The 20,963-nt window shown below is 61.9% G+C and carries 20 protein-coding genes; 7 read left to right on the forward strand and 13 right to left on the reverse strand.

All coding sequences use genetic code 11. The features are described 5' to 3' along the window. The first annotated feature begins 5 nt into the window (after window positions 1-5). The 5 genes from PPGU16_RS28685 (at window position 6) to ilvD (ending at window position 5,339) form a co-directional block, all read left to right on the forward strand. Window positions 6-953, forward strand: coding sequence for an AraC family transcriptional regulator (locus PPGU16_RS28685; protein ID WP_180723738.1), 948 nt, complete (start codon window positions 6-8; stop codon window positions 951-953). Window positions 954-1,008: 55 nt separating this feature from the next. Further along, a complete protein-coding gene (locus tag PPGU16_RS28690) occupies window positions 1,009-1,425 on the forward strand; it encodes a cupin domain-containing protein (protein ID WP_224031137.1) in 417 nt (138 codons plus the stop codon). Window positions 1,426-1,721: 296 nt separating this feature from the next. Further along, window positions 1,722-2,753, forward strand: coding sequence for an alpha/beta fold hydrolase (locus PPGU16_RS28695; protein ID WP_180723740.1), 1,032 nt, complete (start codon window positions 1,722-1,724; stop codon window positions 2,751-2,753). Window positions 2,754-2,776: 23 nt separating this feature from the next. Further along, window positions 2,777-3,313 (forward strand): cytochrome P460 family protein, encoded by a 537-nt coding sequence (locus PPGU16_RS28700; RefSeq protein ID WP_180723741.1) that lies wholly within the window; start codon window positions 2,777-2,779, stop codon window positions 3,311-3,313. Window positions 3,314-3,479: 166 nt separating this feature from the next. After that, window positions 3,480-5,339: a dihydroxy-acid dehydratase gene (gene ilvD, locus PPGU16_RS28705; protein WP_180723742.1), complete on the forward strand. Its 1,860-nt coding sequence runs from the start codon at window positions 3,480-3,482 to the stop codon at window positions 5,337-5,339. A 958-nt stretch (window positions 5,340-6,297) separates the two neighbouring features. Here the strand turns inward: ilvD and PPGU16_RS28710 are convergent. After that, on the reverse strand, window positions 6,298-7,401 hold the full coding sequence (locus tag PPGU16_RS28710; protein WP_180725242.1) for a TIGR03118 family protein: 1,104 nt from the start codon (window positions 7,399-7,401) through the stop codon (window positions 6,298-6,300). A 337-nt stretch (window positions 7,402-7,738) separates the two neighbouring features. On the opposite strand from PPGU16_RS28710, the gene PPGU16_RS28715 reads away from it, so the two are divergent. After that, window positions 7,739-9,022, forward strand: a complete 1,284-nt coding sequence (locus PPGU16_RS28715) for a phthiocerol/phthiodiolone dimycocerosyl transferase family protein (protein ID WP_180723743.1) — start codon at window positions 7,739-7,741, stop codon at window positions 9,020-9,022. Window positions 9,023-9,056: 34 nt separating this feature from the next. Here the strand turns inward: PPGU16_RS28715 and PPGU16_RS28720 are convergent, their stop codons facing one another. The 3 genes from PPGU16_RS28720 to PPGU16_RS28730 form a co-directional block, all read right to left on the reverse strand. Continuing rightward, a complete protein-coding gene (locus tag PPGU16_RS28720; RefSeq protein ID WP_180723744.1) occupies window positions 9,057-9,455 on the reverse strand; it encodes a hypothetical protein in 399 nt (132 codons plus the stop codon). Window positions 9,456-9,531: 76 nt separating this feature from the next. Next, window positions 9,532-10,485 (reverse strand): sulfonate ABC transporter substrate-binding protein, encoded by a 954-nt coding sequence (locus PPGU16_RS28725; protein ID WP_180723745.1) that lies wholly within the window; start codon window positions 10,483-10,485, stop codon window positions 9,532-9,534. 17 nt (window positions 10,486-10,502) lie between these two features. Further along, complete coding sequence (locus PPGU16_RS28730) at window positions 10,503-11,330, reverse strand: MetQ/NlpA family lipoprotein (RefSeq protein WP_180723746.1); 828 nt, start codon at window positions 11,328-11,330, stop codon at window positions 10,503-10,505. Window positions 11,331-11,606: 276 nt separating this feature from the next. On the opposite strand from PPGU16_RS28730, the gene PPGU16_RS28735 reads away from it, so the two are divergent. Continuing rightward, on the forward strand, window positions 11,607-11,858 hold the full coding sequence (locus PPGU16_RS28735; protein ID WP_180723747.1) for a hypothetical protein: 252 nt from the start codon (window positions 11,607-11,609) through the stop codon (window positions 11,856-11,858). Between the two features lie 30 nt (window positions 11,859-11,888). Here PPGU16_RS28735 and PPGU16_RS28740 read toward each other — a convergent pair whose 3' ends face one another. From PPGU16_RS28740 to PPGU16_RS28780, 9 genes are all read right to left on the reverse strand, one after another. Further along, window positions 11,889-12,644 (reverse strand): COG4705 family protein, encoded by a 756-nt coding sequence (locus PPGU16_RS28740; RefSeq protein WP_180723748.1) that lies wholly within the window; start codon window positions 12,642-12,644, stop codon window positions 11,889-11,891. 149 nt (window positions 12,645-12,793) lie between these two features. Continuing rightward, on the reverse strand, window positions 12,794-14,050 hold the full coding sequence (locus PPGU16_RS28745; RefSeq protein ID WP_243460625.1) for an ATP-binding protein: 1,257 nt from the start codon (window positions 14,048-14,050) through the stop codon (window positions 12,794-12,796). Between the two features lie 172 nt (window positions 14,051-14,222). Then, window positions 14,223-15,134, reverse strand: a complete 912-nt coding sequence (locus PPGU16_RS28750; RefSeq protein ID WP_180723750.1) for a LysR family transcriptional regulator — start codon at window positions 15,132-15,134, stop codon at window positions 14,223-14,225. A gap of 82 nt (window positions 15,135-15,216) precedes the next feature. Further along, window positions 15,217-16,467 carry an acyl-CoA dehydrogenase family protein gene (locus tag PPGU16_RS28755; RefSeq protein ID WP_180723751.1) on the reverse strand — a complete coding sequence of 417 codons (1,251 nt, stop codon included), beginning with the start codon at window positions 16,465-16,467 and terminating at the stop codon, window positions 15,217-15,219. A gap of 835 nt (window positions 16,468-17,302) precedes the next feature. Continuing rightward, a complete protein-coding gene (locus tag PPGU16_RS28760) occupies window positions 17,303-18,067 on the reverse strand; it encodes an SDR family oxidoreductase (RefSeq protein WP_180723752.1) in 765 nt (254 codons plus the stop codon). A 42-nt stretch (window positions 18,068-18,109) separates the two neighbouring features. Further along, window positions 18,110-19,144: a phosphotransferase gene (locus PPGU16_RS28765; protein WP_180723753.1), complete on the reverse strand. Its 1,035-nt coding sequence runs from the start codon at window positions 19,142-19,144 to the stop codon at window positions 18,110-18,112. A gap of 25 nt (window positions 19,145-19,169) precedes the next feature. Next, on the reverse strand, window positions 19,170-19,844 hold the full coding sequence (locus PPGU16_RS28770; RefSeq protein ID WP_180723754.1) for a histidine phosphatase family protein: 675 nt from the start codon (window positions 19,842-19,844) through the stop codon (window positions 19,170-19,172). A gap of 237 nt (window positions 19,845-20,081) precedes the next feature. Further along, window positions 20,082-20,315 carry a hypothetical protein gene (locus PPGU16_RS28775; RefSeq protein WP_180723755.1) on the reverse strand — a complete coding sequence of 78 codons (234 nt, stop codon included), beginning with the start codon at window positions 20,313-20,315 and terminating at the stop codon, window positions 20,082-20,084. Window positions 20,316-20,404: 89 nt separating this feature from the next. Continuing rightward, entirely contained in the window at window positions 20,405-20,869 is a 465-nt protein-coding gene (locus PPGU16_RS28780; RefSeq protein ID WP_180723756.1) for an Lrp/AsnC family transcriptional regulator, read from the reverse strand. Between the last annotated feature and the right edge of the window lie 94 nt (window positions 20,870-20,963).

Genomic DNA, 20,963 nt, shown 5'->3' on the forward strand with positions numbered 1-20,963 from the left:
TTTTCATGCACTTCGACACGCACGAGATCACGTTCGACACCGGTCTGAGCGCGGGCGAACGATGGTCGCACATCATGTTGAACAGCCGCGGGTTGCGATGCGCATTCGATCCGCGGCAATCGATCGACTCGACCGTCAGGAGCTGGCGCCTGGGTGAAGTCGGTGTCTCGCTCGCCAATCTGGCGACGCAAACCCTGTCGCCCGTCGGCGAAGAATTACCGTCGTGGCAAGGCGGCTGGCTGTTCGTGAAGCTCGTGACGCAGGGGCATGTGCATGTGCAATCGCGCGGCCTGGTCGAGCGGTTCGACGCGGGCAGCATGTTCATCATCGACCCCGTCTATCCGTTTGTCGAAGTGTTTCCGGAGCGCGCGCGGATGACGGTGCTGCGCGTGCCGAAGGTGCGTTTGCGCGAGCGCGGCGTGCATCGTTCGAGTGCGGGGCCGCTGGTGGGCGACGCGCGGTCGCCTGATGTTCGCGCAACCTGCGATCTCATTCAGTGCATCGCGCGGCAATCTACTGCGCCGGGTGTCATTGCGCAAAACATGATGGGCGATCAGTTGCTCGAACTCGTCGAGTTCGCGATGATCGATCCTGGCGCAAGGTCGAAGAGGCGATGTCCCGAAGCGTTGGTGCATCAGACGAAGCGCTATATCGACAGCCATCTCGGCGAGGCCGGGCTGGACGTCGCTGCGATTGCGTCAGGCGTGCATGTTTCCGCACAGCATCTGCAACGCCTGTTCCGTGCAAAGGGCATGTCGCTGATGCGGTATCTGTGGCAGGCGCGGCTCGAACGCGCGGCGTTGTTGCTGCGAACGCGCGGCGCGTACGACAGTTCGATTCAGGAAATTGCATGGCAATGCGGATTCACCACAGCAGCGCATTTCAGCCGTCTGTTCAAGCGGCAATATGGCGTGTCGCCATCGGATTTCCGCTTTTCGGGTAATCAGTTGTAGAAGCATTCAGTCACAGGAAAACATCGTGTACAAAGCATTTTTCGCAGCAGTGGCAATGAGCAGTGCAATCGCATCGGCGGGTGTGCACGCGGAAACGATCAAGCCCGTCAAGGTATCGAAGCCCGAACTTGCAGGCGCGATATTCAACCGTCAAGACGCAGTCAAGAAGGACGAAAACGGTCATCGCAGTACTGACGTGGTCACCTTCACGTCGCCCGATAACGCGTATCAGACGGGCGTGTACAAATCCGGTCCGCTGCACGAGGACATAAAGGGTCCGCAAGGGCTGCCGTATAGCGAGTTTCTTTATTTTCTTTCTGGCAGCGTGAAGCTGACGTCGTCGGATGGTTCGGTGATGGTCGTGAATACAGGCGAAGCCGTCACGCTTCCGAAAGGATGGACGGGGCAATTCGACACACAGGGCTATACGAAGCTCTACGTCACCTACGATGCGGACGAGGCAAAGAAGTAGTAAGACGGTCCGGACGGCTGAATCCGTTTCGCGGACCGTATGTAGCAGCGAGTTTGTATCCCAATGTATCTGCGCCGCCGCCTGATACATAACGACTCATTGGCGGACATTGCGGACAAACCGCAGATACGTCCGACATGTTTAATACCTCCATGCCAGCCGTTCTGGCGTTGCGAACGGGAAGCGCGAACGGACGTTCGCGCGGTCCGCGTTCCGTGTGCTGCCGAATCAACAGGCTGCGCGCCCGGCAAGAGCGCGCAGATGTCATCCAAGCAACCGTACCTGAGGAAAAAAACATGTCGGATCAGATCAACACGCGGCGCCGTCGTCTGCTCGGGACGACCGTTGCAGGCATCGGCCTGATGGAACTGGGCTTGAGCGGGTTCGCCAATGCGCAAACCAGCGGCACGAAGACGGGCGGACGCGTGGCTTCGTTCGATACGATCAAACAGATCAATGCCGGCACGCTGAACATCGGCTACGCGGAAGCGGGCCCACAGAACGGGCCGGTGGTGATTCTGCTGCATGGCTGGCCGTACGACATCTACAGCTTTGCCGAAGTCGCGCCGCTGCTTGCCGCCGCGGGCTATCGGGTGATCATGCCGTATCTGCGCGGCTACGGCAGCACGCGCTTCCTGTCCGCGGATACGCCGCGCAACGGCCAGCAAGCCGTGATCGCCGTCGACATCATCGCGCTGATGGACGCGCTGAAAATCGACAAGGCTGTGCTGGGCGGCTTCGACTGGGGCGCGCGCACGGTGGACATCATCGCCGCGCTGTGGCCGGAGCGTGTCAAGGCGCTGGTGTCGGTGAGCGGTTATCTGATCGGCAGCCAGCAGGCGAACCGCGCGCCGCTGCCGCCGAAGGCGGAGTTCGCGTGGTGGTATCAGTTCTACTTCGCGACGGAGCGCGGCTATGCGGGCTACGACGCGAATCGCCACGACTTCAACAAACTGATCTGGCAACTCGCCTCGCCGAAGTGGAATTTCGACGACGCGACCTTCGATCGCACGGCCGAGTCGTTCGCGAACCCGGACCACGTCGCCATCGTGATCGACAACTACCGCTGGCGTCTCGGCTTGTCGCGCGGCGAGGCGAAGTACGACGAGATCGAAAAGCGCCTCGCAGCAGCGCCGACCATTTCGGTGCCGACCATCACGATGGAAGGGGACTCGAACGGCGCGCCGCATCCGGACCCCTCCGCCTACGCGAAAAAGTTTACCGGCAAGTACGCGCACCGGAACATCGGCGGCGGTATCGGGCACAACCTGCCGCAGGAAGCGCCGAAGGCATTCGCCGACGCGATCATCGACGTGGCGCGTTTCTGAACGGACGACAGAGGAGCCATCCAATGCGACTCAAGCGACCCGCGCGGAGCGCGTATGTCGTCCTCAGCACGGCGCTGCTGCTCGGCGCCGTGTCGGCGGATCAGGCGATTGCCGACTCCGCCAAGCCTGCCGCTGCAACAAAGGCAGCATCGCCGATTTACGGTGTCACGATTCCCGACGGATACCGCAAGTGGCAGATGATCGCGCCCGCCGAGGAAGCCGCGCCGCTCGACGAGCTGCGCGTCGTGCTCGGCAATCCCGCCGCGATCAAGGCGATCGAAAACTCGACGCTGCCGTACCCGGACGGCACGATACTCGTGAAGCTCGCGTACAAGCGCAAGCAGTCGCCTGATTTCGAGTCCGCGACCGTGCCGGGGCAGGCGACGACGGTGCAGGTGATGGTGAAGGACTCGCGCCGTTATGCATCGACGGGCGGTTGGGGGTTCGGGCGCTTCATCAACGGGCAACCGGCCGACCTCGCGCAGCACCAGACGTGCTTCGCCTGTCACGCAGCACGGGTGAAGGACCGCGACTACGTCTTCACGCGGTACGCACCGTAAGCGCGGGCGGGTTTTCCAGGTAGTGGGATTCCGACGCGCCTAAAGGCTGTGTGGGATAATCGCGATTTGCCCAGGGCGCGACTCACGAGGTTGTTCGCACGGGCGCATAAGGGGCCTTTATTCCCGTGGCCCGCTTTCTCTCCGCGATAACTCTCCCACAACCACGATGCCCGCATACCGTTCCAAAACCTCCACCGCCGGCCGCAACATGGCTGGGGCGCGCTCGCTGTGGCGCGCCACCGGCATGAAAGACGAAGACTTCTCGAAGCCGATCATCGCGGTGGTCAATTCGTTCACCCAGTTCGTGCCCGGACACGTGCACCTGAAGGACCTGGGCCAACTCGTCGCGCGTGAAATCGAAGCGGCGGGCGGCGTTGCCAAGGAATTCAACACCATCGCCGTCGACGACGGCATTGCGATGGGCCACGACGGCATGCTGTATTCGCTGCCGAGCCGCGACATCATCGCCGACTCCGTCGAATACATGGTCAATGCGCACTGTGCCGACGCGATGGTGTGCATCTCCAACTGCGACAAGATCACGCCGGGCATGCTGATGGCCGCGATGCGCCTGAACATCCCCGTGATCTTCGTGTCTGGCGGCCCGATGGAAGCGGGCAAGACGCGCCTCGCGAATCCGAAGACGGGCACGATCGAGTTCAAGAAGCTCGACCTCGTGGACGCGATGGTGATCGCCGCCGACCAGTCCTACTCCGACGCCGACGTCGCCGAAGTGGAGCGCTCCGCCTGCCCGACCTGCGGTTCGTGCTCGGGCATGTTCACGGCCAACTCCATGAACTGCCTGACGGAAGCGCTGGGCCTTTCGCTGCCGGGTAACGGCACGGTGGTCGCGACGCACGCGGACCGTGAACAGCTGTTCAAGCGCGCGGGCCGCCGTGTCGTCGAACTGGCGCGCCAGTACTACGAGAACGAAGACGTGCGCATCCTGCCGCGTTCGGTCGGTTTCAAGGCGTTCGAAAACGCGATGACGCTCGATATCGCCATGGGCGGTTCGACCAACACAATCCTGCACCTGCTCGCCATCGCGCGCGAGGCGGAAATCGACTTCTCGATGACGGACATCGACCGTCTGTCGCGCATCGTGCCGCAACTGTGCAAGGTGGCGCCGAACACGAACAAGTACCACATCGAAGACGTGCATCGCGCGGGCGGCATCATGGCCATCCTGGGCGAGCTGGACCGCGCGGGCAAGCTGCACACCGACGTGCCGACCGTGCACGCGGCGACGCTCAAGGACGCGCTGAGCCAGTGGGACATCGCGCTGACCGACGACGAAGCCGTCAAGACGTTCTACATGGCCGGACCGGCCGGCATTCCGACGCAGGTTGCGTTCAGCCAGAACACGCGTTGGCCGAGCCTGGATCTGGACCGCGCGGAAGGCTGTATTCGTTCGTACGAGCACGCGTTCTCGAAGGAAGGTGGGCTTGCGGTGCTGACGGGCAATATTGCCCTCGACGGTTGCGTGGTGAAGACGGCGGGCGTCGACGAGAGCATTCTGGTGTTCGAAGGCTCGGCGCACGTGACCGAGTCGCAGGATGAAGCAGTCGAGAACATCCTCAACGACAAGGTCAAGGCGGGCGATATCGTGATCGTGCGATATGAAGGGCCCAAGGGTGGTCCCGGCATGCAGGAAATGCTGTACCCGACGAGCTATATCAAGTCGAAGGGGCTCGGCAAGGCTTGCGCGCTGCTGACGGATGGACGCTTCTCGGGTGGTACGTCGGGGCTGTCGATTGGTCACTGCTCGCCGGAAGCGGCGGCGGGTGGCGCGATTGGTCTCGTGCGCGATGGCGATCGCATTCGGATCGATATTCCGAACCGTACGATTGATGTGCTCTTGTCCGATGAGGAACTTGCGCGTCGGCGTGAGGAGCAGAATGCCAAGGGCTGGAAGCCGGCCAAGCCGCGTCCGCGGAAGGTGTCAGCTGCGCTGAAGGCTTATGCGAAACTCGTGATGTCGGCGGATAAGGGCGCGGTGAGGGATTTGTCGATGCTCGAGGATTGATTTTTGTCTGCGACGTTGGGTGGGGTTTTGTTTTTCGCTGGCATCCGCGTGATGTTATTGGTTTGCTAGCGTTGCCGCTGTGCGGGGCGGCGCCTGCTTTTGGTTGTCTGCGACGCTGGGTGGGGTTTTGTTTTTTCGCTGGCATCCGCGTGATGTTATTGGTTCGCAAGCGTTGCCCCTGTGCGGGGCGGCACCTACTTTTCTTTGCCGCCGCAAAGAAAAGTAGGCAAAAGAAAGCGGCTCACACCGCCAGTTCTAGTATTTGCCTGAGGGCCCCCAACGGTTCTTACGCTTCACACGGCAACGCACCTGTTTAGGTGCGTTGCCAACGCTCTCCCTCGACGCCTCACCCGCTTCATCTGCCCGCGTCACAGCACGCCGCGCCAGATAGTCCACGGCCGCCCAGGTGGCAAACTGTGTGTAGGCCGCAGTACCTCACACACCTCACTCCGGACTGATAGCGCACGCGTCCCACGCTGTAAGAGCGCCAGGTTATACGACGCGATAACCTGCACACAGTTTGCCACCTAGGCGGCACATACCATTCGTTGCCGTCTGCCGTTGTATGGATGCCTGAAGCGGGTGAGGCGTTCATTCGACGCGTTGGCAACGAGCACCGGCGAGGGCACTGTCGCGTGAAGGATGGGGACGTTGGGGGCCCGTGGATAGGCACACGTGCTGGCGGTGTGAGCCGCTTTCTTTTGCCTACTTTTCTTTGCGGCGGCAAAGAAAAGTAGGTGCCGCCCCGCACAGGGGCGACGCCTGAAGCACGCTAACAGATCGCGGATGCCAGCGAAAACCCCAAAATACCAAAACAGCAACGCCTGAAGCATGAAGGCAACCGCGCGGATGCCAGCGCTAACACAAGCAAACCACCCCAGCGTCGCAGACAATCAAACCAAACCAAACCAAACCAAACCAATCCAAACCAAAACCAAAACCAAAACCAAAACCAAAATCAATTCGCCGCCGCATCAATCCGCCCAAACACCCCCGTCGTCTTACTCGGCCCCGCCGCATAAAACAACGTATTTTTCGGCTGATTATCAACATCGTTACCGAAGCTGATCCCCCACAACCCATGTTGAGTGAACGGCTGACCATCGTGCAACGTGAGCTTCCCGAGATCCTTCGCGCTATTCGGATCGAACGCCTCGATCGTCCCGTCCCCAAAGTTCCCGACCAGCAAATCATTGCTCAACGTGCCGAAGTTCGCGGGTGCCTCCGCGAGTCCCCATGGCGCATTCAGCACGCCACCCATGCCGGCGAACTGCTTGACGAAGTGGCCGCTGAGATCGAACTGGTCGAGCACGCCCAGTCCAGCGCCGACTACTTGCGCACTCGCCGTCGCGTTCTGCTTCGCATAAGTGACGAAGATGCTGCTGCCGATCGCCTGAATACCGAACGGTGCAAAGCCCGCAGGAAGCGTCGGGTCCTTGAACTGTCCGTCGAGCTGGATCTTTTCGAATGCGTTATTGAACACGTCGATCTTGCCGTTGTGGAAATCCGCCGCGTACAGCAGGTTCTGGCCGTTCACCGCGGCTGCCGTCAAACCTTTGTAGTTGGCGCCTGCACTGCCATCATCGAATGCTGTGACGGCCTGCGTCGGCAGCACTTTCGGCGACCAGGCGGCGATCGTGCCTGCGTCGGTGGCCCAGACGAAGACCGCACTGCTGCTGTTGCCGCCGCTGCTGATCGTGAAATCCGTAGTCGAATTGAAGATGATGCCCGTAGGACCTGCGGGCCCGTTCTTGCCATCCGGAATCGTCACGACGAGCGATTGCACGACGCCGTTGCCGTCGTATAACGTCGACTTGTGAGTCGTATTGTCCGATACCCAGAAGGTGCCTTTCGGATTGAACGCTACGCCCCAGCCGTTCTGCAGATTCGGATCGGTATGCGCTGCGGCGGTGCTGCCGTCGGATACCAGTGCAGTCGACGTGAACGGACTAGCGGGCGGAGCGGGCGGCGCCGACGAATCGTTTCCGCCGCCGCACGCCGCGAGACCGGCTGCCAGAACGCCGGCGAGTGAAATTGCGAATAAAGGTCTATAGGTCTTCATCATCGACTTCCTCATCCGTTGTGATGCATATAAATAGGATCGCTAATAAATAGAACTGAGAGGTTCTTGTGCGATTCAAACAGTCCCTGAGATAGGACCTCTCTCCATAACAACTGTCGCGGCCTGCCTATTCCAATGATTTTTCTCTGGAAGGTTTCGAGCGCTGCATCCAGTCACGACTTCGCATGTCGCGATGCGGCTTCGCAGCGCTTACTGAAATACGAAGCGCCAGTGCTATTCATCAGATCATCGAAAGTTTTGGATGCGTTGACGGAATAAGCGGAATTCGTCAGGCGTTCTTCGAAATACAACCGCCAATCAAACATGGAAGGACGTGATGAATTCATTAGCCGAACCCGTTATGACCCGCGCCGCGCGTTCGCTGGGTGCAATGGAAAAGTTTTTCTATCTGTTGAACCAGAGTCATCCGAATCATTTCGCCATGATCGGCGAAGTATCGGGGCCGACGCGCATCGATCAGTGGCAGGACGCGCTCGATCTGGTCGCGCACCATTCGCCACTCGTGTGGTCACGTGTCGAACGCGGCAGCAATGGTGTACCGGCATTCGTGCCCGTTCCACATGGTTCGGTCCCCATGAAAGTGGCACAGCTCGGTTCGACGAAATGGACGGATGAAGTGGCCGCGCAAATCGCGCAACCCTTTGATGAGATGCGTCCGCCGCTGCTGCGCGCGACGCTGCTGCATGGCGAGGCACATTCGATCATCGTGCTCGTCGCGCATCATTCGATCGGCGACGGGTTGTCGCTGACTTCATTACTCGGCGATCTGCTGCGCGCGGTGGCGGGCGAAAATCTGATGCGTAGCGGCGAGACGAGGGCGCTAGAGCGTTTGATCGAACTGAAGCATGGGGCACCGAAGCTTCCTTCGAGTGCGCCAGTGCCATCGGATGAACCCATGCGCGCGCCGCTGGAGATGCGGCGGCCGGACGGTTCGGCGCCGCACGTCGAGGCGCTGCGTCTGACGTCCACGATGACGCGCACGTTGCGCGAGCGCTCAAGGGCGGAGGGTACCTCGGTTCAGTCGGCGTTGATCGCGGCGTTCACGCGGGCAATGTGTTTTCTGAATGCCAACGCGCAGAAGGAACCGCGCGTGCTTTCGCCCATCGATTTGCGGCGTCGCCTGCTCGACGGCAGCGATCATCTTGCGATGTGTGCGAGCGGCGTAGTTCACGCCGACGACGGTCCGCGTGACGCGAGCCTGTGGAGCCGCGCGCGCCACGCCGGACAGGCGTTCGTTGATATCGAGTCGACGGAGGTGCTGGCAGAGCGCGTGCTGACGGCGCACGCTTTGCTCGACACCGTGAATGGAGCGGCCGACGCGAAAGCCGTTTTCGCGCAGGCATTCGCGAACGATGCAGTCGTCACGAATCTCGGCGTCGTGAATCTGCCGAAACGGTTCGGCCCGCTTACGCTCGACGCGGTCTGGGGGCCGTCGGTTTCAGTGGGTGTCGTCGATGAACAGGTCATCGGCGCGGCGACGTTCGGCGGGCAACTGCATCTGGTGCACACGAGCTATTCGCCCGTGATGGGTCTGCTCGACCAGATGGTGTTGGAAATCACGGCGGCGCTGATGAACGAAAGCGCGAACGCCAGCGAGTAGCCGCTTTCGACGTAAGAGGGAAGGGCAGGCGAACTCAATCGTCGCAGCGCACGTCCTTCTTCTGCACGACGATAATGATGGGATACGTCTGGCCATGTTCGAGTTCGATGCGCGCGACCACCGACATCGTCGCGCTGTCGATCTCGTCATACACGCTCACCTTCTCTTTGCGAAGGTTCTCGACGCCGACGCATCCGGTTGCGCGCCCTTCGTCGTTCACCTGGCATTGGATCGGGTGCTCGGAGATGTAGCGATAGCGGTCGCGGTCGGGCGTCGCGAGGTATTCGCGCATGCTGTCAGCCGCTCCGCCGACGCCCGTCACATAGCCGATTGCGCAACTGAGGTTATCGTTCGAGCCGGAGTCGGCGGCAATCGCAGCCGTGCTCACGACGGCGAATGCCGCCGCGAGTGTCGATGCAAGAAGGAATTTCATCGCGCAGTGTGCCTCGCAGTTTGCCTGTTACGATCGAAGTGCTGGATTGTAACGGCAACGCGCGAAACGGGTCGGGCTACGCGAGGTTCGGCGGCGCGGCCTTCAGCACGTCCACATGCCTGGGAATCAGTCCAAGCTCGAGGAACGTATCCGCAATCTGCTGCTGTTCGGCGATGATCGCGCGCGTGATGGGCTGCGTGCCGAACTGCTGCCGCGCCACGGCCACGTCGACGACGGGCTTCGGCAAGCCCCACAACTGCGCGAGTTCGCTCGCCAGTTGATCCTTGTTCTGCCGGCCCCATTCATCGACTTTGCCGAGTTCCTCGATCACGATGCGGATCACGTCGGCATTTTTCGCGGCATATGTCTGCGACGAAAAATAGTACGCGCGATTGCCGACCACGCCGCTCGCATCGGCAATCACGCGAGCGCCGAGTGTTTTCTCCGCTGCGGCGAAGAACGGATCCCAGATCACCCACGCGTCGATGGACGCGCGCTCGAACGCGGCGCGTGCATCGGCAGGCGCGAGGAACACGAGGTTCACGTCGCCGTACTGCAAGCCGTGCTGACGCAGCAGCTTCACCAGAAAGTAATGGACGTTGCTGCCTTTGTTGAGCGCGATCCGCTTTCCCTTCAGGTCCGCGACCGTGCGGATCGGCGAATTCGGCGGCACGAGCACGGCTTCGGATTGCGGCCGCGTCACCGTCGCCGCGACATACGCGAGCGGCGCGCCCGCGGCCTGCGCGAAAATCGGCGGCGCTTCGCCGACGTCGCCGAAATCGATCGAACCGACGTTCAGCGCCTCCAGTTGCACGGGGCCCGCGGCGAATTCCGTCCAGCTCACGGATACGTTGAGCGGCGCGAGCCGCTTTTCGAGCGTGCCGCGTCCCTTGAGCAGATTCAGATAACCCTTCTGATTGCCGATGCGCAGCGTGCGCGGTGAGCCTTGCGCGAAGGCGGCGGGCACGGCCGCCGCCGCAGCGGCAGCCAGCGACTGTTTGAGAAACGAACGTCGATTGGTCATGGACATGGCGAGTGCGCGCGCGGTCAGTGCTGCGGTGCGCCGTCCCATGCGGGCAGCGTTGCGCCGTGGTAGACGGTCAGGATCGACGAAGCGACATTGGCCTGCTGATAGCTGTCGACCAGCGTCTTCACCCAGGCCGCTTTCGCATCCTTCGAATTGACGGCGATGAAGTTGCGATACGGGTTGCCCGGCACCTGCTCCTGCGCAATGCGTTCCTGCGGAATCTGGATGCCCGCCTTGATTGCCCAGTCGGTGTTGACGACGGCTGCATCCACATCGCCGATCGCGCGGCCCACGATGCCCGCGTCGAGTTCCTTGATCTGGATGTGCTTCGGATTGTCCGCGATGTCGCGAGCCGTCGGCAGCAGGCCGACATCGGGACGCAGCTTGATGAGCCCGTTGGCCTGCAAAAGCAGCAGCGCGCGGCCTTCGTTGCTCGGGTCGTTCGGCACGCCGATCGTCGCGTTTTGCGGCAGCGCTGCGACCGACTTCACCTTGCGCGAATAGAGGCCAATCGGCTGCACATAGGTAAAGCCGACAGGCACGATGTCGTAGTGGCGCGCGGCGATCTGCGCATCGAGATACGGCTTGTGCTGGAACGAGTTGGCGTCGAGGTCGTGTTGCGCGAGCGCCTCGTTGGGTTGTGTGTAGTCGGAGAACGTCGTGATCTTGACCTTGATGCCGTGCTTCGCCGCGTTGGCCGCGACCGCGCGCCACACGTCCTCGTCTTCGCCCGACATGATGCCGACGCGCACCGTCTGGTCCGCGGCGAGCGCCGTTTGTGCGCTCACGATCCCGCATGTCAGCAGAACAGAGAAGAGTGCGGCCTTGAGCGTGCTGGTTGTTTTCATGATTCTGAAGTCATCGGTTGAAGATGCCGAGATCGTAGAGAGGCGCTCGTGACCGCGCAAATAATATCGAGCGCTATCGTTATCGCGTATGAGCGCAAGCGTTTCAAGGCGGTCCGGCAGCGCGTTTTGCCGGGTGTCAGTCCGGCGAACGGTGGGATTGCGAGGATCCGAAGTAGCTGAGCGCGAGCGCGGTTGCCGCGGGCGGAAGAATGAGTGAGCAATCTTCAAGGCGGCGGGTTGCCCTAATATTGGGCAACAGTCAGAGGAGGGCATGCGATGCCGTCAACGTCCGCCATCGCGTCTATGTTCGTTGCGCTCGCCGCGATGGGTGGCGCTGCATCGGCGCATGCGGCCGATGCCGCCACTGCCGCCGACGTCGCGGCAAGCGAGCCCAAAACGCTCAAGGAGCGTCTCGGCGACAAGGCAAGCGACGACCAGCGCGTCGATAACTGCAAGGTGCCCGTCGCGGAGCGGGGCAGCAAGGTGCGCCCGGACGACTGTCTGCACCGGCGCAGCGCCGCAAATTAGCGCCGCTGCGTGGGCGCGGGTATCGCGCAGCTAGTGCGACACCTTCGCGGGCCGCTGCCGGAAAACCGTCCCGCAAACCAGAATGAACAGGACGAGTGCGATCGATGCGCCATAGCGGCTCATCGCGAGACCGCCGTTGGCGATCGGCTTGTCGAGGAAATCGCCGACGACGGCACCGAGCGGGCGCGTCAGGATGAACGCGGCCCAGAAAAGAAAGGTGCGCGGCACCCGCGTCGCATAGTGGGCGATGACGAGCGCCAGCAGCAGGCCGCCGTAGATCAGCGCCGCGCCCGCGTAGCCAAGACCTTCCGTGTCGGCTGTCCAGTCGCCGAGCGCGGTGCCGAGCGTCTGCGAAAACATGATCGTCACCCAGTAGAACATTTCGGCCTTCGACGACGACACCGTCGTCACGGATACCGATCCCATCGTCCGGTACCAGACCAGCAGCGACGCGAGCAGCAGGCCCAGCAGCAGCGTGCTGCCGCCCGCGTAGCCGATGCCGAGCGAGCGATCGGCAAAATCGGCGAGCGTCGTGCCGACGGTCGTGGTTGCGATGATCGTGACCCAGTACAACACGGGATTGAAGCGGTCCGCCTTGATCTGCGCGGTCACGGCGACCAGAAAAATCACGCCGAAAATCAGCGTGCTGATGAGATAGCCGAGGTTCATCGACATCGAAGCGGCATCGCCACCCGTTTCGCCGAGCGTGGTGGCGGCAATCTTGATGATCCAGAAGGCGAGCGTGACCTCGGGAACCTTGGCGACGGCGTTGTTCAGTTTTTCCATGGCGTCGGGCGTGAAAGTGAGTGAGGCGCGTCGAGCGTCGTAGTTCGCTGCAGCGCGGCATAAAGGCCACAGACTAGGGGGCGTCTGCTTAAGAGAGCCTTATTTCCTCTGCTTTCAATCAGATGAAATCCGCCATGGAACAGTGAGGGTCAATTCAGGCGGCCCTTGTGCATCGACACGATCACGCGCGCCCACAGCCCGCCCTCCGGATGATTGCCCAGCTTGAGTTTCGCGCCGCAATGCTGCGCCAGCCGGCTGACGATCGCGAGTCCGAGTCCCCAATGCTCGCCGTGCTCCATATTGGGCTCGCCGCTCGTTTCGTTCGACGCGAGACGCACGAACGGCTGCATCGCCGCAGCCAGGTCGGTTTCGCTGATGCCCTTGCCGTGATCGCGCACGCTCAGCATCCACGTGCGCACGCCGCGCGCGGTGCAGATTTCGATGGGCGGCGCGCCGTGCGCGAGCGCATTGCCGACCAGATTGCCGACGAGCCGCTCCAGCGCGTTGCGCGGCAGCTTGAAGTCCGCGCCTGCATTCAGGCGCAGCACGAACTTCGCGTCGTCGAGCGTGGCGCCGTGCACGAAGCGGTCATGCAGCCACGCATCGACACACACGTGCGCCGCCTGCGTTTCGCGGCGCCCCACGACGTCGACGAACTGATGCGCGACGTTCGAGAAGAGATCGATGTCTTCGATGAACCCCACGCGCTTGTGCCATTGCGCGACGTTCAGTGCGCGCGTGCGCAGGCGGGCGACGCGCGCGTCGATCTGCCGCGAGAAGGCGGCGAGGGCCGTCGACTGTTCGTCGAGCGCCTGACTGTGGCGGCCCATCAGATCGTTCAATGCGCGTGCGAGCAGGCGCAGGTCGTACGCGCCGCGATCGGGCGCGCGCAGCGCGGTGCCGCCAGCATCTGCGTTGCGTGCAACCTGCGCGAGCTCGCAGAGGCTGCGCCGCATCTGGCAGAACCAGTAGGCGCACAGCGCGATCAACGCGGCGGGCAGCGACAGGATCAACGGGGCGAAGCGGGTGTCGTAACCGTAGGAGAAAGGCGCGTCGTCCCAGGTATCGGGCGACGCGGTGTCGGCCAGCGCGAGCGCGCTCATCGAGGTGGACAACGAGGTCGACAACGGCGCGGCGTTCCACACGGCGGCGCGCAGACTCGGCGCGACGGGGCCGCCGAGATCGACGATACGCGGACGGATCGACAGCGCGGGGCTGATGCCCGCCGCGTCTCCCGTATCGAGGAAGGTATCTTCGCGCGCGGCATAGGAAGCGCCCGCCTGTGGCGCGCTGGAAGGAAAGCCGTCGGCGGCTAAAGAAATCGACTCGATCAGCCGATAACCGACATGCACGGTAAGCAACATCGCCACCGATAACAGCACCGTTCGTGCGAACAAGGTATTCACGTGTTTCTCTACGTCGATGATTCGCTCAGGTCGCTCCGCCAGGCGCACGCGCGCCTGCGGATTCAAGCGATGATCGCCGCAAGAGGCCGTTTCCAATACGCGGAACAGCCGTGAAAAGAGGCCTTTCCTTACCAGATGTTGCTGCCGCGGTCGCTGACGGGCGGCAAACGTCCTACGCGCCGCCTGCCTCGGCCATCTCCTTCATCAGCCGGATCACCTCGCCACGCACCCAGCGGTTCGCCTGGTCCTGCTCGCCGCTGCGATGCCAATACAGATGCCATTCGAGCTTCGCAAGCGGAAACGGCAGCGTCAGGATGCGCGCGTCGTAGCGCTGCAGCAGTTGCACGGGCGCGGTGAGGGCGAGATCGGTGCGCAGCGCGATGAGCGGCGCGACCATATAGTGCTGCACGCGCATCTGCAGCTGGCGGCGCTTGCCGAGCTTGTGCAATTCTGCGTCGACGAGGCCGCTGCCCTGGCGTCGGCTCGATACCTGAATGTGGCCGAGCGAGAGATAGTCGTCCATGGTCAGCGTATCGCCTTCGAAAGGATGATCGTGGCGCAGCATGCAGGCGTAGCGGTCGCTGCCGAGGGGCATCTGATGCAGTTGCGGATCGTCGATGAGGGGCACGTCGATCGCGAAGTCGATCTTGCCCGTCGCGAGCGCGGCGGCCACTTCGCTGCGCGGCGTGAAATAGCTTTCGATGCGCATGCCGGGCGCCTGCTGCTGCAGCACTTCGCCGAGCGCGGGCAGAAGAATCGCCTCGGTCAGGTCGGGCATGCTGAGACGGAAGGTGCGCTCCGACGCGGCGGGCACGAACACGTCGCCTTCCGTCGCGCTTGTTTCGAGCAGTTGCAGCGCTTCGCGCACGCGGCCGATGATGTTCTCGGACAGCGGCGTCGGCACCATGCCCGACGGCGTGCTGACGAAGAGGGGATCGTTGAACGCCTTGCGCATCCGCGCGAGCGCATTGCTGACGGCGGGCTGCGTGATGAACAGCATGTCGGCCGCGCGCGTCAAGTTGCGTTTGTCGTAGATCGCTTCGAAGACGACGAAGAGGTTCAGGTCGAGTTTGGGTGGACGCATCGCGGGGTGTCTCCGTTTTCGCGAGACATCATAAACGAGGGGATGTCATTGCAATGCGTCCTGACGCAGAGCCTGCGGGCATTCAGTCGCGCGGCGGCACGGTCAGATACGCGGCGGCGGCGCCCAGCGTCTCCTTGCTTTGCGCGAGTTCCATGCGCGCGATCGCCTGCAGGTGGACTTCATCGGGACCGTCCGCGTAACGCAGGGCGCGGCCCCATGTCCAGTGATCGGCGAGCGGCGTATCGGGGCTCAGACCCATCGCGCCGAACACCTGCATCGCGCGATCGCAGACGGTGGTGTGCAATTGCGGAACGAGCGCCTTGATCATCGAGATTTCCTTGCGCGCCGCTTTGGCGCCGACTTCGTCGATGAGCCATGCGGTTTTCAGCACGAGCAGCCGTGCCTGATCGATTTCGATGCGCGACTTAGCGATCCATTCGCCGATCGTGCCGTGCTGATGCAGATACTTGCCGAAGGTCTTGCGTTCCTGCGAGCGTGCAATCATCAGTTCGAGCGCGAGTTCCGCCGCGCCGATCGAGCGCATGCAGTGATGGATGCGTCCCGGTCCAAGCCGCGCCTGCGCGAGCGCGAAACCGCTGCCTTCTTCGCCGAGCAGGTTCGTTGCGGGGACGCGCACGTTCGTGAATGTCATTTCGCAATGGCCTTCCGGTGAGATGTGGTTCATCACGGGAATATTGCGGATCACTTTCACCCCGGGCGTTTCTGCCGGCACGAGAATCATGCTTTGTTGCTGGTGTGTTTCCGCGTCCGGGTTTGTCTTTCCCATCACGATGAAGATCTTGCAGTTCGGATGTGCGGCGTTCGTGATGAACCATTTGCGGCCGTTGATCACGTAGTCGTCGCCGTCGCGGCGGATCGATGTGGTGATGTTGGTTGCATCTGATGACGGGACGTCGGGTTCTGTCATCGCGAAGGCTGAGCGGATCGTGCCTTCTAGCAGTGGTGCGAGCCACTGTTCTCGTTGCGCGGGCGTTGCGAACATGTGGAGCAGTTCCATGTTGCCCGTGTCCGGTGCGTTGCAGTTGAAGACCTCGGGCGCCCAGGAGATGCGGCCCATGATCTCAGCTAGCGGCGCGTATTCGAGGTTCGTCAGGGCTGTGCCGGGTTCGTCGGTTTTCAGGTGTGGCAGGAACAGGTTCCACAGGCCTTCCGATTTGGCTTTGGTTTTTAGCTCTTCCATGAAGGAGGCGGGGAAGTGGCCCGCATGCACCTCGTCGAGCCACTGGCCGTGGCGGGGCACGATGTGCTCGTGCATGAAGGCGCTTACGCGCTGGCGGAGGGTTTCTACTTTTTGGCTGTAGCCGAAGTTCATGATGTGGTTCCTTTGTTTGGTCTGGGTGTTAGGTGTCTGGTGTTTATGTTTGCTGCGCAAGCTGGGTTGGTTTGCTTGTGTTTGTGGTGGCATCCGCGATTTGCCTACGTGCTTCACGCGTTGCCCCTGTGCGGGGCGGCACCTACTTTTCTTTGCCGCCGCAAAGAAAAGTAGGCAAAAGAAAGCGGCTCACACCGCCAGTTCTTGTATTTGCCTGAGGGCCCCCACAGGTTCTTACGCTTCACACGGCGACGCCCTGGTTCGCGGTCGTTGCCAACGTTCTCTCTGGACGCATCACCCGCTTCCTATACCCGCGTCACGGCACGCCGTGCCAGAGAGTCCTCTGCTGCCCAGGTGGCAAACTGTGTGTAGGCCGTCGCGCTATACGCGCACCACTCCGGACTGCGTAGCAAGGCTGGTGTCTCTGGTAAGAACACCAACTTGTACGGTGCGACAACCTACACAGTGTTTGCCACCTGGGCGGCACAAACCATTCGCTGCCGCTGGCTTAGGTGCGGGTATTCGAAGCGGGTGAGGCTCCTATTCAAAGCGTTAGCAACGGACGCGGACAGAATTGTTGCCGTGTGAAGCATAAGACCGGTCGGGGCCCTCAGGCAGACACACGTGCTGGCGGTGTGAGCCGCTTTCTTTTGCCTACTTTTCTTTGCGGCGGCAAAGAAAAGTAGGTGCCGCCCCGCACAGGGGCGACGCTTGAAGCACGTAGGCAAATCGCGGATGCCAGCACGAAGGCATAACGCGGATGCCAGCGCAAATGCACAACGCGAATGCCAGCGCAAAACACAAGCAAACCAACCCGCCCGCAGGGCAAAAAAACCTATACCGTCAACCCTCCATCAACAACAATACATTCCCCATTCGTATAGCTAGCTGCATCAGAAACGAGATACAACACGGTGCCAGCCATTTCAGATGGCTCCCCATGCCGACGCAGCGGAATATTGCTGACCCAGTGGTCATAGATATCCTTATTCTCAAACAGAGCGCCAGCAAATTTGGTCTTCGTCAGCCCAGGCAACAGAGCATTCACGCGAATCCCGAGCGGTCCACATTCCTTGGCAAACGCCTTCGTCATGTTCACGACAGCCGCCTTCGTAATCGAATAAATTCCCTGCATATCGCCAGGCCTCAGCGCGTTGACAGACGCCGTATTAACAATCGCGCCTCGTCCTCGCTCCCTCATCAGCTTGCCCGCTTCCACCGACATAAAAAAATAGCCGCGCACATTCACTTCGACAGTCTTGTTATACGCAGCAAGATCCGTATCGAGAACATGTCCAAAATAAGGATTCGCGGCAGCGTTATTCACTAGAATGTCGAGCCGTCCATGCTTCTCGCGAATATGCGCGAACGTCGCCGCAATGTCCTCCATGCGCCCGACGTGACACGCGAACCCTTCGGCACTCCCGCCCGCCGCGCGGATATCCGCCGCAACATGCTCACATTCGTCGAGCTTGCGGCTCGACACGATCACATGCGCACCTTGCTCCGCGAGCAGCCTCGCGATCGCCTCGCCAATGCCGCGGCTCGCGCCCGTCACGAGCGCAATGCGGCCCGTCAGGTCGAAAAGGTTCGTGCTCAATGTCGTCTCCTTCATGTTCTCGTTGATGATCGTGTTCTTGAGTTATGCGATCAGCTCGGTGGCAAGTTGCGCGAGCGGCTCGACCATCGCGCCGACCTGATGCGCCTGCTCACTCGATGCATTGCCCTGCAGCGCGCGTGCCTTCACGCCCTGCGCAATCGACGCAAGCCGGAAGAAGCTGAACGCAAGGTAAAACGGCCAGTTGTCGATGGCGGGCAGGCCGCGCAGCGCGCAATACTGCGCGATGATTTCCTCTTCGTCAGGCACACCCAGGTCGGCGCGATTCTGTCCGCGCAAGCCCGTGATATGACCGTGCGCGGGTAGCCGCAAGCACATGCAAAAGTAAGCAAGATCGGCGAGCGGGTTGCCGAGCGTCGACAGTTCCCAGTCGAGAATCGCGCGTACCTGTGGTGCGTCGCTCGCGAAGATCAGATTGTCGATGCGGAAGTCGCCATGCACGAGCGAGGCGCGCAGTCCATCGGCGGGGCAGTGCGCGGGCAGCCAGTCGATCAGCGCTTCCATCGCGTCGATGCGCTGCGTTTCGGCGGCGCGGTACTGTTTCGTCCAGACGCCAATCTGACGTTCGAAGTAATTGCCCGCGCGTCCGTAGTCGGCAAGTCCCACCGCTTGCGGGTCGACGTCGTGCAGCGCTGCGAGCGTCCTCACGATCGACGCGTAATAGCCGCGCCGCTCGTCGCGCTCCACTTCGGGCAGCGCCGGGTTCCAGAAGATGCGGCCTTCCTCGTAGCTCATCACGTAGAACATGCTGCCTATCACGTCGCGGTCCTCGCACAGATGCCAGGCGCGCGCGACAGGCACAGGCGTATCGGCGAGCGCGCTCAGCACGCGGAACTCGCGGTCGACGGCGTGCGCCGATTTCAGCAACTGTCCGGGCGGCTGGCGACGCAGCACGTAGCGGCCGCTCTGCGCGTCGAGCAGATAAGTCGGATTGGACTGGCCGCCTGCGAACTTCGTCGCGCGCAACGGACCGCGAAAGCCCGCAACGTGTTGCTCCAGATAGCGTGCAAGACGGGCGAGGTCCAGGTCGAGCGTGGTGTCGTGGTGATCGAAAGTCATATCGTTCGATGCGTTAAGTCCCGGGTTAGCCATAGGTCTGAAAGGCGCGGCGCTGCGGATCGTCAAGGTGGCCAATGCCGTTGAAGCTCGACAGATGCAGCGTGTCGCGATTGAAGAAGTACTGACTGACGCTGCTGTTGCGGATCTGCATGTTGAGCGCGATGGCCGTGGCGGCGGGCGCCTGCAAGACCTGCTGCGTCAGCGCGGCGATCACGCCGCCGGAACTCACCACCAGCACGCGCTGGCCGCTGCCTCGCTGGATCGCGTCGCGCGCATCGGCGACGCGTTGCTGGAACGCGAGCCAGGTTTCCGGCGCGCGGCCGTCGAGCGCGCCTTCCGTCCACAGTTGCAGGACTTCGCGCAGAGCCTTGAAGAAATCGCGCGGACCGCGCGTGGCGCGTTCGGCGAGCGCGCTGTGCTCGTCGCCGAGTGCGCGAAACAGCGCGTGGAAATCGTATTCGTCGAAACCGGGATGGATCTCGCAATCGATGTGCGGTAGACCCAGGCCACGCCGGATCGCATCGACGGTTTGCGCGTGGCGGCGCAGGGTGCCCGTCATCACGCGGTCGAAGCCGATATCGCGCTGCGCGAAGTATTCGCCGAGCCAGATGCCTTGCTGTTCGCCTACGTCTGAAAGCCGGTCGTAGTCGTCGGCGCCCAAAGACGCCTGGCCATGCCGTACCAGATAGAGTTCCGCCATCACATGCTTCACCGTGGAAGAGGTGAAGCCAGATTAGCGGCGGCGGACGTATTTCCGAAGTTTATTTGTTGAATCCTCCGGCATTCAGCATAGTGATGATGCAGGACTTCATAAGGTGCAACTAACTGTCAGCCGCAACGGACTTCCGCCTTCTCCGCGGCACGCGCCCGAGGCACGACGACATGCCTGGGCCGCGCGTTACACCGGACGTCATCAGCCGCCCGGCGCGTAGTCCGCTCAACGGTTACCGTCAAGCAGATCGTTGAGGATCGCGTCGAATTCGGATTGGGCGTCTTCGAGTTCCTGGAGCGCCGCATCGAATGTCTGCAACGCGATCTGCGAAGGACGGCCGCTGCCGGCCGGCGGGAACTGAGATTGCAGCGCGGCGAATGCCGTCTGCACCTGTTTCGTTGCGTTCAGAACGCGCTCCATTGCGCGGGTTTCTTCAGCTCGCGCTGCTGCGTGGTCCATGCCAATGCTCCGTGATTCATCGTGCCGTGACGGCGAGGCGCTCACTATGCCATGAGTCGCCGCACATTTCGCGCTCGCCGTGACGTGGTTCAGTTCAAAGGCAAGCCGCCATTCGCCTTCACCTCGCGCAGCGAAAGCGACGATTCCACCGACGTCACGCCCGGCAAGCTGCGCATCTCGTCGCGCATGAAGGTGCCGTAATCGTCGAGGTCGTGTGCGACCACTTGCAAGACGTAATCGGCGCTGCCCGATACGTTGTGGCACGACAGGATGCGCGGAATCGCCAGCACTTCGCGCTCGAAGCGCGTCGCGGTGGCTCGGTCGTGCACGGCGAATCGCACGTACACGAACGCGACGACGCCATATCCGAGCGTCGAGCGCGACAGCATCGCCCGATACCGCTCGATGTAACCGTCGTTTTCGAGGCGCTTGAGCCGTCGCGCGCAGGGCGTCTCGCTCAGACCGACCGTTTCGGCGAGCTTCGCGTTGGACATCCGGCCATCGGCCTGCAACGCGGCGAGGATTGCGCGGTCTGTTTTGTCGAGTTCGTTCATGGAGAGCGGAAATCTTTGTTGGATTGGATTATTTTAGGGCAATCCGCTAATGCGTGATATCGAGTGGTAGAAAATCGCCAATATTCGCTACGGG

This window comes from Paraburkholderia largidicola (assembly GCF_013426895.1).
GTDB lineage: Bacteria > Pseudomonadota > Gammaproteobacteria > Burkholderiales > Burkholderiaceae > Paraburkholderia > Paraburkholderia largidicola.

Bases quoted from the DNA above. Each gene is read 5' to 3' on its own strand.
- PPGU16_RS28780 (WP_180723756.1), bottom strand. From the start codon at position 20,869: ATGAACGAACTCGACAAAACAGACCGCGCAATCCTCGCCGCGTTGCAG.
- PPGU16_RS28725 (WP_180723745.1), bottom strand. From the start codon at position 10,485: ATGTCCATGACCAATCGACGTTCGTTTCTCAAACAGTCGCTGGCTGCC.
- PPGU16_RS28750 (WP_180723750.1), bottom strand. From the start codon at position 15,134: ATGCGTCCACCCAAACTCGACCTGAACCTCTTCGTCGTCTTCGAAGCG.
- PPGU16_RS28755 (WP_180723751.1), bottom strand. From the start codon at position 16,467: ATGAACTTCGGCTACAGCCAAAAAGTAGAAACCCTCCGCCAGCGCGTA.
- PPGU16_RS28710 (WP_180725242.1), bottom strand. From the start codon at position 7,401: ATGAAGACCTATAGACCTTTATTCGCAATTTCACTCGCCGGCGTTCTG.
- PPGU16_RS28685 (WP_180723738.1), top strand. From the start codon at position 6: ATGCACTTCGACACGCACGAGATCACGTTCGACACCGGTCTGAGCGCG.
- PPGU16_RS28700 (WP_180723741.1), top strand. From the start codon at position 2,777: ATGCGACTCAAGCGACCCGCGCGGAGCGCGTATGTCGTCCTCAGCACG.
- PPGU16_RS28715 (WP_180723743.1), top strand. From the start codon at position 7,739: ATGAATTCATTAGCCGAACCCGTTATGACCCGCGCCGCGCGTTCGCTG.
- PPGU16_RS28765 (WP_180723753.1), bottom strand. From the start codon at position 19,144: ATGACTTTCGATCACCACGACACCACGCTCGACCTGGACCTCGCCCGT.
- PPGU16_RS28720 (WP_180723744.1), bottom strand. From the start codon at position 9,455: ATGAAATTCCTTCTTGCATCGACACTCGCGGCGGCATTCGCCGTCGTG.
- PPGU16_RS28730 (WP_180723746.1), bottom strand. From the start codon at position 11,330: ATGAAAACAACCAGCACGCTCAAGGCCGCACTCTTCTCTGTTCTGCTG.
- PPGU16_RS28695 (WP_180723740.1), top strand. From the start codon at position 1,722: ATGTCGGATCAGATCAACACGCGGCGCCGTCGTCTGCTCGGGACGACC.
- PPGU16_RS28690 (WP_224031137.1), top strand. From the start codon at position 1,009: ATGAGCAGTGCAATCGCATCGGCGGGTGTGCACGCGGAAACGATCAAG.
- ilvD (WP_180723742.1), top strand. From the start codon at position 3,480: ATGCCCGCATACCGTTCCAAAACCTCCACCGCCGGCCGCAACATGGCT.
- PPGU16_RS28735 (WP_180723747.1), top strand. From the start codon at position 11,607: ATGCCGTCAACGTCCGCCATCGCGTCTATGTTCGTTGCGCTCGCCGCG.
- PPGU16_RS28770 (WP_180723754.1), bottom strand. From the start codon at position 19,844: ATGGCGGAACTCTATCTGGTACGGCATGGCCAGGCGTCTTTGGGCGCC.
- PPGU16_RS28740 (WP_180723748.1), bottom strand. From the start codon at position 12,644: ATGGAAAAACTGAACAACGCCGTCGCCAAGGTTCCCGAGGTCACGCTC.
- PPGU16_RS28775 (WP_180723755.1), bottom strand. From the start codon at position 20,315: ATGGACCACGCAGCAGCGCGAGCTGAAGAAACCCGCGCAATGGAGCGC.